The sequence below is a fragment of the Promicromonospora sp. NPDC050880 genome, assembly GCF_044456525.1.
In the GTDB taxonomy this organism is placed as follows: Bacteria; Actinomycetota; Actinomycetes; order Actinomycetales; family Cellulomonadaceae; genus Promicromonospora.
Map to the genome: position 1 here is coordinate 319,909 of NZ_JBITFV010000001.1, position 12,870 is coordinate 332,778.

The window sequence follows — 12,870 nt, forward strand, 5'->3', positions numbered from 1 at the left end:
CTCCGACGGCGTTGGTATCGATACCATTCCGAACATCATGCTCGCCGGCGCCGGAGCCGGCGACGAGACCAGGAGGTCCGAATGCCAGCGAAGACGCTGCCCCGAGCGATGGTCGACAGGCGGACCGTCCTGCGCCTGGGCGCGGGTCTCGGTGCCGCCGCCGTGCTGTCGTCGTGCGCGCGCGGCACCCTGACCCGGGCGGCGTCCGGCACGGACGTGACGCTCACCAACGACAACCCCACCTGGGCGCCCGGCTTCGAGAGCATCGGCAAGGTGCTCCGCTCCCGCACCGGCCACGGCGTCTCCGTGCGGGCGGTGCCGGACGTGAGCGGGTACCAGCAGCTCGTGCGCATGTCGGCCCGCACCGACTCGACCACCGACCTGGTCAAGTGGTGGAACGGCTACCGCCTGCGCGACATCGCCCGGTCCGGCATCTTCGCCGACCTGTCGACGATCTGGGACGACGCCGAGCGCCAGGGCTGGGTCTCCCCGGCGGCCCGCGAGAGCTTCAGCCACGACGGCCGCCCCTACGCCATCCCGCTCTACCAGTCGTACTACGCGATCTTCTACAGCAAGCCGGCCTTCGAGCGGCTCGAGCTGACCGTTCCCCGCACCTGGGACGAGTTCGTCGCCACGGCGGAGGCCCTGCGCGACGGCGGCGTGGTGCCCATCGGGAGCGGCGGCGCCACCACCTGGGAGTCGCTCATCTGGTTCCAGCAGCTCGTCAACGGCCTGGACCCCGGTTTCTACCGGGCACTCACCGAGGGCGAGGCCTCCTACACCGACGACACCGCGCAGGAGGCCATGGCGCTCTGGGCCGACCTGTACGACCGCGGCCTGTTCTCGCCACCCGACTTCGCGGTGCAGGAGGCGCCGGGCCGGTTCGCGGAGGGCACCGTCGGCATGAACCTCTACGGCACGTGGCAGGCCGCCAGCTACACCCAGGCGGGGCTCGACGAGGAGACGTTCGGGCTGTTCCTGCTGCCGCAGGTCGACCCGGCCGCCCCGGCCGCCGTCGTCACGGAGAGCGGGGCCCTGGCCGTGTCGGAGAACGCCCACAAGAGGTCCGAGGCGCTGGCCGTGGCCGGCGACTGGCTCAGCACGGACGCCCAGCAGGTGTGGGTGGACTTCCTCAACGACCTGTCCGCGAACACCGCGGCGCTGCCGCCGGTCCAGCCCGTGCGCGACCTGGCGCGCCAGGTCGCGCAGGCCGATCCCGTCCTGGCCACGCGCTACTGGGAGGCCTCCCCGCCCGCCCTCATCGAGGGCAACGTCCAGGAGCTCAGCGCGTTCATGGCCGCCCCCTCCGCCGCGAGCGCCCGCACCACCCTGGCGCGCATGCAGGAACGGGCCGACGTCGAGTGGGAGATGTGGTCGCTGTGAGCAACCGTGCCGCCCCGTGGGCCACCCGTGGCCCCGCCGCCCTGTTCGTCGCGCCCGCCGTGGCGCTGGTCGGCGCCCTGCTCGTGCTGCCGTTCCTGTTCACCGTGTACCGCAGCTTCTTCAGCGACGACGGCCTGTCGCGCACCTGGGTGGGCCTGGACAACTACGCGACCCTGGTCACCGACGAGTCGTTCCTGCGGTCCCTGCTGAACACCGGCATCTGGACCCTGGGCACCCTGCTGCTGCCGGTGCTGCTGGGCCTGCTCATCGCGGTGGCGACCAACAGCTCGGGCTGGGGCCGGTTCGCGCGGTTCGCCGTGGTGCTGCCGTACGCGCTGTCGGGATCGGTCACCGCGATCCTGTGGAACTTCATGCTCCAGACGGACGGCGGGGTCAACGCGATCCTGGGTCTGCTGGGCCTGTCGGCGCTGGAGCAGCCGTGGCTGCTGGAGTGGCCCACCAACACGGTCGCGATGATCCTGGCCACCACGTGGCAGGCCACCGGCGCGAACATGATCCTGTTCCTGGTGGGTCTGCAGGCCATCCCCGCCGAGACCATCGAGGCGGGCCGGCTCGACGGCGCCGGCGGGTTCCGGCTGCTGCGCGACGTGATCCTGCCGCAGCTCCGGCCGATCAGCATCGTCGTGATCGGCATCTCGCTGGTCGGCAGCCTCAAGACGTTCGACATCGTCTGGCTGCTCACCCGCGGCGGCCCGGGCACCGCCTCGGAGACGCTCGCGCTGACGATGTACCGGCAGACCTTCACCCTGAGCCGGTACGGCTACGGCGCCGCCGTCGCGGTGGTGCTCACCGTGATCGTGCTCGCCGCGTCCTGGATCTACCTGCGGCGCCAGCTGCGCTCCGACGACTGAGAGAAGGCCCGCGATGACCCGACGTCTGCGCAACGCACTCCTGGTGGCCGTGGCACTGCTGTGGCTGCTGCCCACCTATCTCGTGGTGGTGAACGCCTTCACGGCGGCCGACGAGTACGTGGGACCCCGCTGGTGGTTCACCTCGTTCGCCCTGGCGGACAACATCGCCACGGCATTCCGCACGGCCGACATCGGCCAGGCGATGTGGAACACCCTGCTGTACTCCGCCGGCTCCGCGTTCATCGCCGTGGTGGTGGCCGCCCTGGCCTCGTTCGCCGTGGTGGTCATGCCCGTGCGCCGCCCGGTGCTCTGGTTCTGGCTCATCTACGCCGGCACGCTCCTGCCGCTGCAGGTCTTCCTGTCGCCGCTGTTCAACGCGTACGCCGCCACCTCCCTGTACGACACGCAGTACGGCATGGTGCTGATCTACGCGGCGCTCGCGGTGCCGTTCGCGTTCTTCGTGGTGCGCAACTACCTGACCACGGCGCCGAAGGAGATGCGGGAGGCCGCGCAGCTCGACGGTGCCGGCTGGTTCACGATGTTCCTGCGCATCCACCTGCCGCTGGCGCGCGGCGCGATGGTCGCGGCGTTCCTGTTCCAGTTCCTCGCCACGTGGAACGACCTGCTGTTCGGCATCACGCTGTCCACGAGCCCGAACGTGCGCCCGCTCATGGCGGCGCTGGCCGAGCTCAACGGCCAGTACTCCGGCCTGGGCCCGCCGGTCATCCTCGCCGCCGGCCTCGTGGCCTCGGTGCCCACGGTGGTGCTGTTCCTGTCGTTCCAGCGGTTCTTCGTCAACGCGCTGCGGCTCACGCCGTAGCCCCGCCCGTTCGCCCTGCCCTACCCGACGTGAGATTGGTGTCTTCCCGATGAGCCGTGCACTGGTCAAGGACCACCCCTGGTCGCTCGATCGAGCCCGTTCCGAGATGGTCGACCGCGCCGTCGCCGCCGAGGCCGTGCTCGGCGGCCGCCGGGTCCGGGTGATCCCGGAACCGCTGCTGCGCCGGGACACCGGCTCGGGCATGCTGCAGAGCGTCCGGGTCGAGACCGACGGCGTCGCCCCGGGCCGGGTGGTGCTGCGGACGCCGTCGGGCACCGCGACCGAACCCGGCACGCTGCCCGGGCCGGCGGGGTCGGTGCGCGTGCTGCTGCCCGCGGTGAGCGCGCCGGCCGACGTCACCCTGGAGCTGCCCGACCTGGGTCCCGGCACGCTCACCTTCGAGCAGGTCCCGGTGCGGGAGTGGTCCATCCACCTGGTGCAGCACTCCCACTTCGACATCGGGTACACCGACCCGCAGGGCACGGTGCTGCGCAACCAGCTCGCGTTCCTCGACTCCTGCCTGGACCTGGCCCGCGCCACGCAGGACCGCCCGGAGGAGGCCCGGTTCCGCTGGTCGGCCGAGGCGCTGTGGCCGTTCGAGCAGTGGGCCCGGTCGCGCCCGGCCGCGCACGTCGAGGAGTTCCTCGACCACGTGCGCGGCGGACAGCTCGAGCTCACGGCCCTGCCGTACAACCTGCACCTGGACACCTGCTCCACCGACGAGCTGCACGAGCTGCTGCGGCTGTCGCGCGACGTGCGCGACCGGTACGGCATCGAGATGCCCGTGGCCATGCAGACCGACGTGCCGGGCCAGCCGGTGGGCCTGCCCGACGCGCTCGCGCAGCAGGGCGTGCGGTACCTGTCCGTGGCGCACAACTGGGCGGGCCGTTCCGTGCCCCACCTCAAGGGCGGGCAGCACCTGCCGCGGCTGTTCCGGTGGAGCGCGCCGTCCGGGCGCAGCGTGCTGGTCTGGATGACCGACACCCCGCACGGGCTCGCCTACATGGAGGGTGCCAACCTCGGGTTCACCACGTCGTACGACCTGGTGGACGAGCTGCTGCCCGCGTACCTGACCGCGCTCGCCACGAACTCCTACCCGTACGCGCCGGGTGCCTTCGGCTGGCACGGGCCCGCCGTGACCGACCGGGAGCCCTACCCGTGGGACGTGCTGCACCTGCGGGTGCTCGGCCGGCACAGCGACAACGCGCCCGCGAGCGTGGTGCACGCCGACATCGTCCAGCGCTGGAACGAGACCTGGGCCTACCCCCGGCTGCGCACCTCCACCAACGCCGACTTCTTCCGCGCCGCCGAGGAACGCCTGGGCGACGACGTGCCCACGCTGACCGGTGACTGGGGCGACTGGTGGGTCGAGGGCGTGGGCAGCGCCGCCCGCCCGCAGGCCATGACCCGGCAGGCGCAGGCCACGCTCGCCGACGCCCAGACCGTCAGCGGCATCGAACGGCTGCTCGGCGGCACGGGGGTGCCCGCCGAGACGGAGCGCTCCGCCGCCGTCTACTCGTCGGTCTCCCTGTTCAACGAGCACACCTGGGGCGCCTCCGACCCGTGGACGCACGCCGACACGGGCCGCGAGTCCGGCAGCGAGCAGTGGCACTGGAAGTACGCCCGTGCCCTGGCGGCCCGGGACGACGCCGACCTGCTCCTGGACCACGCCTCCGCCCGCCTCGGTGCGCTGCTGCGCGAGGAGCCCGACGCCGACAGCACCTACCACGCCGTCAACACCGCGGGCTTCGCGCGGACCACCACGGTCTCGCTGTTCGTCCGGGAGAGCCGCGTGCCGCTCGACGAACCCCTCCTGGTGCGTGACAGCCGCACCGGCGCGACCCTGCCGAGCGAGACCGTGCCGCAGACCACCCCCGAGAACCGCGCCGCGGGGCGCTTCGTCCGCGTGCACGTGCCCGACGTGCCCGCGCTCGGCTCGGTGCGGCTGACCGTCCATCGCGCGGCGCCGCCGGCCGCCCTGCCCGACGTCGCCGACCCGCTGGTGCTCGAGAACGAGCACCTGCGCGTCCGCGTCGACCTCGGGCGCAGCTGCGTGGCCTCCGTCCTCGACAAGGCGACGGGCCGCGAGATCGTCGACCAGGACGCCGTGGTCGGCATGAACGGCTACGTCTACGACACGTACACCACCGCGGGCGGGTACAACCACCAGTCCAACAAGACCACGGTGTCCGACGAGCTGGAGCTGCTCGGCAGCCGCACGACGGCGGGACCGAGCCACCTCGTGGAACGCGTCAGCACCCCGGTCGAGGAACGCCTGACCTACCAGTACGCCGCCGACGGCGTGCACCACGTCCGCGTCACGCTCGTGCTGCCCCGGGGCGCCGCCCGTCTGGAGGTGGAGAACCGGCTCGCCAAGCCCGCCACCATGACCAAGGAGAGCGCCTACCTGGCCTTCCCCTTCGCCGTGCCCGAACCCCGCGTGCGCTACGAGATCACCGGTGGCCTCACCGGACCCGGGCTGCCGCAGGTTCCCGGCGCGCCCCAGCACATGCGGGCCGTGCGCGACTGGGTGTCGTTCGACGACGACGAGCTCGCCGTCGCCTGGGTGACCGCCGACGCCCCGCTGGTGCACCCGGAGGTCGTCTCCCTGCCGTACGCCCCGTTCCCCGAGAGCATGGCGCCCCGGCAGCCCGCCACCGTCTACTCCTGGGTGCACAACAACGTCTGGGACACCAACTTCCCCGCCGAGCAGGGCTTCGAGACCTCGTTCCGGTACGCGATCGGGGTGCGCCGCGCCGGGGAGGACATCAGCACCGCGGCCCTCGCGGCACGCACGGCCGCCGAGCTGACCCGCCCCGTGCTCGGGGTGCTGGCCACCGCCCGTCCCGGCACCCCCGCCGTCGACCACGCCGGGCGGTCGCTGCTCCGGCTCGACGACGACCGGGTGCGGCTCGTCGCTGTGACCGCCACGGGCCGGGAGGGCGAGAGCCTCGTGCGGCTCCAGTCCTACGCCGAGGAGCCCCTCGTGGTCCGGCTGCGCCCGGGCGTCGAGGTCGCCTCCGCCGCGACGGCGACCTACCTGGGCGACCGGGTCGCGGACCTCGCGGTGACGCCCGACGGCATCGACGTGCCCATGGACCCGCAGGGAACGGTGGGTGTCGTGCTGACCACAGCCTGAACGGGCCGCCCGGCCCGCGAACCGGTTCACCACCACGAACACGAAGGAGTGCGCTGTGCCTGAACCCCGAACGCCCGTGTCCCGACCGTCCACCTCCCGACCGACCACGCCCGGCCCGACCACGCCCGGCCCGTCCACGCCCGGCCCCGGTGCAGCGGGGCCCGCCCGGACCACGGGGCTCGCCCGCCCGGCCGGCCCGTCCCGCTCCCCGGACCTGTCCCGCCGTGCGTTCGCCGCCGGGCTCGGCGGACTGGGGCTCGCGGCGCTCGCGGCTCCGCTGCTGGGCCCGCTGGCCGCCGTGCGGGCGGCGGCGAGCCCGGCCGCGTCGGGGGTGGCGAGCCCGGCCGCGGACCGGTGGCGCCGCCGGGCCCTCGACGGGTACGCCGCCCTCCAGCGGCACCTGTACCTGCCGGGCACGGGGCTCTACTCCGAGGGGCTCGACCCGGCACCGGGCGAGAACCCCTACTCCTTCGTCTGGCCGCTGCGCGAGGCCACGGCGGCCACCGTCGACGTCGACCGGCTCCCCGGGTCCGGGGGACGGTTCACGGGCGACGTCGCCGACCGCTTCGCGGGCCTCGAACGGTACTGGGACGCGGGCCGGGGCGCGTACGCCTCCTACCCGCCCGCCCCGCTCGGCGGTGGCGGGGACCCGTTCTTCGACGACAACGCGGTGATCGGGCTGGAGCTGGTGCGCCGGTACCGCATGTCGGGCGACCGGGAGCTGCTGCGGCGGGCGCAGCGGGTCTTCGAGTTCCTGCCGCGGGCCTGGGACACCGATCCCGACGTCGAGCACCCGGGCGGCATGCACTGGGTCGAGGCCGACTGGAACCCGTACCGGGGGGCGGCGAACGTGACGAGCCTGTCGTCGGAGCTGGCCGTGCACCTGTACGAGGAAACCGGCGAGGCGCGGTACCTCGACTGGGGGCGGCGTACGTACGAGTGGGTCCGTGCCGCCCTGCATCGCGGGGACGGACGCTACGCCAACGGCATCCTGCTGGACGGCTCGGTGGAGGAGACGCTCTGGAGCTACAACTCCGGGTCGATGGTCGGAGCCGCCGCGCTGCTCCACCGCGCCACGGGGGAGCAGCGGTACCTCGACCTGGCCACGGCGGACGCCGCCGGCGCCGTCGACCACTGGGTGCGCGGCGACCGGCTCTACGACCAGCCCGTGGTGTTCAACGCGATCCTGTTCGCGAACCTGCTGCTGTTCGAGTCGATCTCCGCTGCGCACGGTGCCGACGTGCTCGACGGCATGGGCCGGTACGCGGAACGGGTGTGGGCGGAGAACCGGGACCCGGCCACCGGCCTGTTCCGGTTCCAGTCCGGCGGCGGGGGAGCGCCCGCCCCGGACGCGCGGCCCCAGACGCTGCACCAGGCCGGGGCGATCCAGCTCTTCGCGCTGCTCGCCTGGCGGCGGCAGGACTACGGCGACGCCGCCTGAGCCGCGTCGCGGGGTGTCCTCCGGGCCTCCTCCGGGCTCTGCGGGCTACGCCGGCGTGGCCGGCTCCGCGCCGGGCAGGCGCTCCGGTGACCGACGCCGGGTACGGATCGACGTCGGCAGCTCGATCGTCCGGGCCGGCCGGTCGGAGCGCTTGCCCTGCAGCCGGACGAGCAGCAGCTCCGCCGCCGTGCGGCCGAGCTCGCGCGCGTCGTGCGTGACCACGGAGAGGTCGCCCGGGACGAGCTCCTCCAGGTCGAAGGTGTCGAAGCTCGCGAGCCGCACGCGGGCGAACAGGTCGGTCCCGCGCGCCGCCGAGGCGGCGTGCAGGGCCTTGATGGCCCCGACCATGTTCCGGTTGTTGGCACCGAAGATCGCGGTGGGCGGCTCGTCCAGGGCGAGCAGCTCCTGGGCGGCGTTCTCGGCGGAGTGGATGTCCTGCTGCCCGCGCCGCACGAGCTCGGGCAGCACGGGCACCCCGGCTGCGCGGTGTGCCCGCTCGAAGCCCTCGAACCGTCGCTGACCCGTGAAGACGGAGACCGCGTTGCCGACGAACGCGATGCGCCGGTGCCCCTCCTCCAGCAGCAGCGCGGTGACCCGCTCCGCGCCGCGCACGTCGTCCACGATGACGGCGTCCACGTCCACGCCGTCCTGCCGCCGTGAGGCGAAGACCAGGGGCACGCCGTGCCGCTGGTCGGGGCGCAGGTGCTCGGAGGGTCCGCCGGCGGGCACCACGATGAGCCCCTCGGTCTGCCGCCCGACGAAGTCCGCGATGAGCCGCGCCTCCTCCTCGGGGTCCTCGTGGGACGTGCCGAAGATGACCCGGCGGTCAGCCTCGCTGAGGATCTCGCCGATGCCCTCCAGCACCTCGGCGTAGTACGGGTTGGCGAGGTTGGTGACCACCACGCCCACGAGCCCGCTGCGGTGCCCGGGCCGCAGGCTCCGCGCGTTCTCGTTGCGGCGGTAGCCCAGGGCGCGCACCGACGTCTCCACCTTGCGACGCATCGGGGCGCTGACGTTCTGACCGCCCGAGAGCACCCGGGACACCGTCATGGGGCTGACGCCGGCGTGCCGCGCGACGTCGCTGATGGTGGGGACGGACCGCGGCTGGATCGCCCGTTCCTCGCTGCCCGGCTCAGCCATAGTCAGAACCTAAGGCACGTGCCCGGTTCGGGCGAACTGCCGGGTGGGCGACGCCGGCGCCCCTGCGCCGGTCAGGGCCAGGTCGGTGCCGCGTGGGCCAGCGGGTGGGCGCCGTCCGGCCGCAGGCCGTCGAAGACGACGCCCACGTAGCGCCGCCAGAGCTCCGGCGGCGGGTCGGCGACGTAGTCGACGGCGTGCACCGGTGCGCACATCAGCAGGAAGACGTCGGTCCCGGTGATGTCGGGCCGGACGGCGCCCGCCGCGCGGGCCTCGTCGGTCAGCAGCACCACCTCGTCGTGCACCTCCTGCTGGAGCCGCGCCAGCTCCGAGCCGGGCGCGGGCACGGTCATCAGGACCGCCACGCGCCGGCGCTGCAGCCGCCCCGCCGCCTCGGTCATGAACTCCAGGAGCGCGGCCCCCGCGTCGGCCGACCCGCGCAACCGCCGGGCGACCGCCGTCAGCTCCTGCGCGTGCCGTGCGGCGATGGCCGTGGCGAGCTCCTCCTTGGTCGCGAAGTGCCGGAACACGGTCCCCTTGGCGACGCCGGCGCGCCGGGCGATGTCGGCGATCGAGGCGTCGAGACCCTGCGCGGCGAACTCCTCCTCGGCGGCCGTCAGCAGCGCCTCGCGGTTGCGGGCGGCGTCCGCGCGCAGGGGACGGGAGGCGTCGGTGAGGACGGCGTCGGCGTCGGCGGGCGCGGCATGGCCGGGGGTGGCGAGGGGCATACCGCCGATCCTACCAAGTTGACCGACCGGTCATGTTCTGCCTAGGGTCTCAATCGCCAACATGACCGATCGGTCATCTTACGAGGAGGAAGCATGAACCTGCAGGGCGCCACGGCGCTGGTCACGGGGAGCAACCGAGGCCTGGGTCGTCATTTCGCGGTAGAGCTGCTCAGGCGCGGGGCCAAGGTCTACGCCACCGCCCGCCGTCCGGAGCTGGTCGACGTACCCGGGGCGGAGGTGCTCCGCCTCGACATCACCGACCCGGCGTCCGTCGAAGCGGCTGCTGCGGCCGCCGGGGACGTGGACGTGCTGGTCAACAACGCCGCGTTTATGACCGGCGGCAACCTCGTCACCGGAGACCTCACCTCGATCCGCCTCGCGATGGAGTCGAGCTACTTCGGCACGCTCGCGATGATCCGGGCGTTCGCGCCGGTGCTCGCCCGCAACGGCGGCGGCGCCGTGCTCAACGTCCTGTCCGGCGCGGCCTGGCAGACGGTCGACGGCAACACCGCCTACGCCGCCGCGAAGGCCGCGCAGTGGAGCCTGACCAACGGCGTGCGGCTGGAGCTCGCGGGCCAGGGCACGCTCGTGACCGCCCTGGTGCCCGGGATGATCGACACCGAGCCGATGCGCGAGTTCGCCGCCGCGCACGGCTACGAGCTCCCCGACGGTGCGCTGGACGACCCGGTGAACGTCGTGACCCTCGGACTGGACGGGTTGGAGGCCGGGGAGGCCGAGGTGGTGCACGGGTTCGCCGCGGACGCGAAGGCGGCGCTGTCCGGCCCGCCGCTGGCGCTCGACCCGGACGCGATCAGCGCGGCCTGAGCAGGCGCCCCGCCCCGCGGACGGCGGGGCGGGGCGTCAGTCGTGCCGGTGCGGGCCCTCGTCCGAGTCCGTCCGGCGGGCCATGGACATCGCGAAGGCCGGAACGAGGCCCGCCGCGAGCGCGACGCCGACGGCCAGGCCGGCCCACCCGAGCGACGCGACGAAGACCACGCCGAACACGAGGCCGACACCTGCTCCCAGTGCGATGCCCGCGCCCCAGCTCCACGGACGTCGCCGCGCTCCGCCTCGATACCCGTTGTCCGCCATCGGCCCAACCTAGGCAGGGTGCGGCGGTCAGGGCCTCCTCTTTCGGGGGTCGCCGAATCCGCGTCCGTGGTGGAGCGGCGCTGCTACGGCAGCGAGCGGGTCTCGTCCCGCACCCACTCCAGGTAGGCCTCGTGCCCGCCGACCACGGGCGTGACGACGACCTCCGGGACGTCGTAGGAGTGCTCGCGCACGATGTGCTCGACGAGCTGTTCGGCGAGCGCGGCGGTGGTCCTGAAGGTCACCCGCCACTCCTGCTCCGTCTGGACGGCGCCGTCCCAGCGGAACACGCTCGTGATCGGGCCGTCGGTCTGCGCGCAGGCGGCGAGCCGCGCCTCGACGACCGAGCGGGACAGTGCCTCGGCCTCCTCGACGGCGTCGAACGTGGTGGCGATCTGCACGATGTCGGCGTGGTCCGGGGTGTTGGCCATGGGGTCGAGGCTACGGGCCGCGGCCAGGGCAGCCGGCGGAGCGCCGTGACCACCTCGTGCCGGAACGACTACTTGGACTCGATCCGGCCCAGCGGGTGGCGGCTGGTGGCCAGCTCCTCCCGGACTGCTGCCCAGCTCTCCTTCTCGATACCCAGCGCGTGCCGCAGGTAGGCCCAGGTGGCTCGCTGGACCAGGGCGACCCGACCGGTGTGTTCGTCGGTCGTCTCCTTGATCTCGTACCCTCCGATGCCGCCCAGGGAGTGCTCGGCGCCGAACAGGGTGAGCAGGCTCTCGCTGCCGGGCGCGAGGGTGTATGGGTCGACGGTCCAGTCCGGCCCGCGGACGCTGAGAGGAAGTTCGTCGTGGTCACCCGTCACCACGAGAGCGGGCGTCGTCAGCTCCGCGAAGCTTGGGCTTCTGAGCCACGGAAAGTTCTCGGCAGCGAACGGCGTCAGGTCGTCTCCGCCCCGGCCGGCCGTGGCGAGCAGGACGCCGGCCGTGATGCGTGGGTCGGACAGGTCCTCGGAGTCGCCTGTCTGGGGGTCCTGTACGCGGAGGCCGAGCAGGATCCCTGCGGTCTGACCGCCGAACGAGTGTCCGGCGGCGGCGATACGGCTCGTGTCGAGGCGTCCGTCGAGACCGGGAACCGCGGCTGCCAGGACGTCGAGGTGGTCGAGTGCGCGCTTCGCGTCCTCGACGCGGGAGCGCCAGAACCGTGGCTTGCGGGGGTCGTCCTGCGCGAGGCCGAGGGTCCTGGAGTCGAGATAGGTGGGTTGGATCACCACGAAGCCGTGCGCCGCCCAGTAGTCGGTCAGTGGGCCGTAGCCGTGCAGTGAGGAACCGAAGCCGTGGGAGAAGATGACGATCGGCAGGTCGGTGCCGGTGGTCGGCGCCGAGATCTTGACCTGCAGGTCCGCGCCGCGGCCCGGTGCGGCCAGCGTCACCGGCTGGACCGAGACGACGGGTTGGGCGGGGGTGACTGGGACGTCAGCGGTCTTCATGGAAAGGGGCCCTCCGGTCTGACATGATGAAACGGGACACTGTCCCGATTGGCGCCCTCGACGATACGGGACAGTGTCCCGTTTATGCAACGACCCGGAGGAACATGCAATGAGTCCCGGCGACCGGAGAAGGGCGCCCGCTGTCCGCCCCCAGCGGGCGGACGCCCAGCGCAACCAGGAGGCGTTGCTGGCGGCGGCCGGCGCGGTCTTCGCCACCTCGGGCGTGGAAGCTCCGATCCGTGAGATCGCAGCCGAGGCGGGCGTCGGGACGGCCACGATCTACCGCCATTTCCCGACGCGGGCCGATCTGATCGTCGCCGTGTACCGGCACCAGGTCGAGGCACTCGCCGAGGCAGGCTCCGCACTCCGGAGCGATGGTGCGACGCCCTACCTCGCGGTAGCTCGGTGGATCGACCGTTTCGTCGACTTCGTGGTGACCAAGCAAGGACTGGCCGCTGTGCTCCAGTCGGACGACTCGTGCTATGACCCCTTGCACGACTACTTCGTCGACCGCCTCGTGCCGGTGCTCTCCGACCTGCTCGAGGTGGCCACCGCGGCCGGCGAGGTGCGCCCCGGCCTGGACGCCTACGAGCTGATGCGCGGCATCGGCGGCGTCTGCGCCGCAGCCGGCACGCATCGCCGCTACGACGCGCGTCGGCTGGTCGAACTCCTCGTGGCAGGCTTGCGCCAGCCACAATGAGTTCGACGCCGTGCCCCCGGTGCCCGTGCGTTCGAGGGGTATCCGGGCGCTCCTCCTGACCTGTCGGCGTCGACCCGCCACGGTTTGACACACCTGGCCACGGCTCATGTACTCGTCGCCATGGACGAC

Annotated in this window: 12 protein-coding genes; 7 read left to right on the forward strand and 5 right to left on the reverse strand. The window is 73.0% G+C overall.

Annotation, left to right across the window (positions count from 1 at the left end; translation table 11 throughout):
• Window positions 1–81 precede the first annotated feature (81 nt).
• From ACIBBF_RS01530 to ACIBBF_RS01550, 5 genes are read left to right on the forward strand one after another with little or no spacing between them, the layout of a single operon-like run.
• On the forward strand, window positions 82–1,383 hold the full coding sequence (locus tag ACIBBF_RS01530) for an ABC transporter substrate-binding protein (protein WP_397409763.1): 1,302 nt from the start codon (window positions 82–84) through the stop codon (window positions 1,381–1,383).
• On the forward strand, window positions 1,380–2,255 hold the full coding sequence (locus ACIBBF_RS01535) for a carbohydrate ABC transporter permease (protein ID WP_397409765.1): 876 nt from the start codon (window positions 1,380–1,382) through the stop codon (window positions 2,253–2,255). The genes ACIBBF_RS01530 and ACIBBF_RS01535 overlap by 4 nt, the downstream gene beginning before the upstream one ends.
• A 13-nt stretch (window positions 2,256–2,268) precedes the next feature.
• Window positions 2,269–3,075 (forward strand): carbohydrate ABC transporter permease, encoded by an 807-nt coding sequence (locus tag ACIBBF_RS01540; RefSeq protein WP_397409767.1) that lies wholly within the window; start codon window positions 2,269–2,271, stop codon window positions 3,073–3,075.
• Between the two features lie 49 nt (window positions 3,076–3,124).
• A complete protein-coding gene (locus tag ACIBBF_RS01545) occupies window positions 3,125–6,214 on the forward strand; it encodes a glycoside hydrolase family 38 C-terminal domain-containing protein (RefSeq protein WP_397409769.1) in 3,090 nt (1,029 codons plus the stop codon).
• Between the two features lie 55 nt (window positions 6,215–6,269).
• Complete coding sequence (locus tag ACIBBF_RS01550; protein WP_397409771.1) at window positions 6,270–7,655, forward strand: glycoside hydrolase family 76 protein; 1,386 nt, start codon at window positions 6,270–6,272, stop codon at window positions 7,653–7,655.
• Window positions 7,656–7,700: 45 nt separating this feature from the next.
• Here ACIBBF_RS01550 and ACIBBF_RS01555 read toward each other — a convergent pair whose 3' ends face one another.
• Complete coding sequence (locus ACIBBF_RS01555) at window positions 7,701–8,795, reverse strand: LacI family DNA-binding transcriptional regulator (RefSeq protein ID WP_397409773.1); 1,095 nt, start codon at window positions 8,793–8,795, stop codon at window positions 7,701–7,703.
• A gap of 71 nt (window positions 8,796–8,866) precedes the next feature.
• Window positions 8,867–9,520 carry a TetR/AcrR family transcriptional regulator gene (locus ACIBBF_RS01560; protein WP_397409775.1) on the reverse strand — a complete coding sequence of 218 codons (654 nt, stop codon included), beginning with the start codon at window positions 9,518–9,520 and terminating at the stop codon, window positions 8,867–8,869.
• 93 nt (window positions 9,521–9,613) lie between these two features.
• Between ACIBBF_RS01560 and ACIBBF_RS01565 the strand changes: the two genes are divergently transcribed.
• Window positions 9,614–10,345, forward strand: coding sequence for an SDR family NAD(P)-dependent oxidoreductase (locus ACIBBF_RS01565; protein WP_397409777.1), 732 nt, complete (start codon window positions 9,614–9,616; stop codon window positions 10,343–10,345).
• A gap of 36 nt (window positions 10,346–10,381) precedes the next feature.
• On the opposite strand, the gene ACIBBF_RS01570 is transcribed toward ACIBBF_RS01565, so the two are convergent.
• The 3 genes from ACIBBF_RS01570 to ACIBBF_RS01580 all read right to left on the reverse strand — a co-directional run bounded on the left by ACIBBF_RS01570 (window position 10,382) and on the right by ACIBBF_RS01580 (window position 12,041).
• Complete coding sequence (locus ACIBBF_RS01570; protein ID WP_397409779.1) at window positions 10,382–10,612, reverse strand: hypothetical protein; 231 nt, start codon at window positions 10,610–10,612, stop codon at window positions 10,382–10,384.
• An 83-nt stretch (window positions 10,613–10,695) separates the two neighbouring features.
• Window positions 10,696–11,040, reverse strand: a complete 345-nt coding sequence (gene cutA, locus ACIBBF_RS01575; protein ID WP_397409781.1) for a divalent-cation tolerance protein CutA — start codon at window positions 11,038–11,040, stop codon at window positions 10,696–10,698.
• Window positions 11,041–11,108: 68 nt separating this feature from the next.
• The gene (locus tag ACIBBF_RS01580; RefSeq protein ID WP_397409783.1) at window positions 11,109–12,041 is read right to left on the reverse strand and encodes an alpha/beta hydrolase family protein; all 933 of its coding nucleotides are present in this window, start codon (window positions 12,039–12,041) and stop codon (window positions 11,109–11,111) included.
• A gap of 109 nt (window positions 12,042–12,150) precedes the next feature.
• On the opposite strand from ACIBBF_RS01580, the gene ACIBBF_RS01585 reads away from it, so the two are divergent.
• A complete protein-coding gene (locus ACIBBF_RS01585; protein WP_397409785.1) occupies window positions 12,151–12,741 on the forward strand; it encodes a TetR/AcrR family transcriptional regulator in 591 nt (196 codons plus the stop codon).
• Window positions 12,742–12,870: the final 129 nt, after the last annotated feature.

What these genes read in the sequence shown, in the direction of transcription:
- ACIBBF_RS01545 (WP_397409769.1), top strand. Translation starts at nt 3,125, where the DNA reads ATGAGCCGTGCACTGGTCAAGGACCACCCCTGGTCGCTCGATCGAGCC.
- ACIBBF_RS01560 (WP_397409775.1), bottom strand. Translation starts at nt 9,520, where the DNA reads ATGCCCCTCGCCACCCCCGGCCATGCCGCGCCCGCCGACGCCGACGCC.
- ACIBBF_RS01555 (WP_397409773.1), bottom strand. Translation starts at nt 8,795, where the DNA reads ATGGCTGAGCCGGGCAGCGAGGAACGGGCGATCCAGCCGCGGTCCGTC.
- ACIBBF_RS01580 (WP_397409783.1), bottom strand. Translation starts at nt 12,041, where the DNA reads ATGAAGACCGCTGACGTCCCAGTCACCCCCGCCCAACCCGTCGTCTCG.
- ACIBBF_RS01540 (WP_397409767.1), top strand. Translation starts at nt 2,269, where the DNA reads ATGACCCGACGTCTGCGCAACGCACTCCTGGTGGCCGTGGCACTGCTG.
- ACIBBF_RS01585 (WP_397409785.1), top strand. Translation starts at nt 12,151, where the DNA reads ATGAGTCCCGGCGACCGGAGAAGGGCGCCCGCTGTCCGCCCCCAGCGG.
- ACIBBF_RS01570 (WP_397409779.1), bottom strand. Translation starts at nt 10,612, where the DNA reads ATGGCGGACAACGGGTATCGAGGCGGAGCGCGGCGACGTCCGTGGAGC.
- ACIBBF_RS01565 (WP_397409777.1), top strand. Translation starts at nt 9,614, where the DNA reads ATGAACCTGCAGGGCGCCACGGCGCTGGTCACGGGGAGCAACCGAGGC.
- cutA (WP_397409781.1), bottom strand. Translation starts at nt 11,040, where the DNA reads ATGGCCAACACCCCGGACCACGCCGACATCGTGCAGATCGCCACCACG.
- ACIBBF_RS01530 (WP_397409763.1), top strand. Translation starts at nt 82, where the DNA reads ATGCCAGCGAAGACGCTGCCCCGAGCGATGGTCGACAGGCGGACCGTC.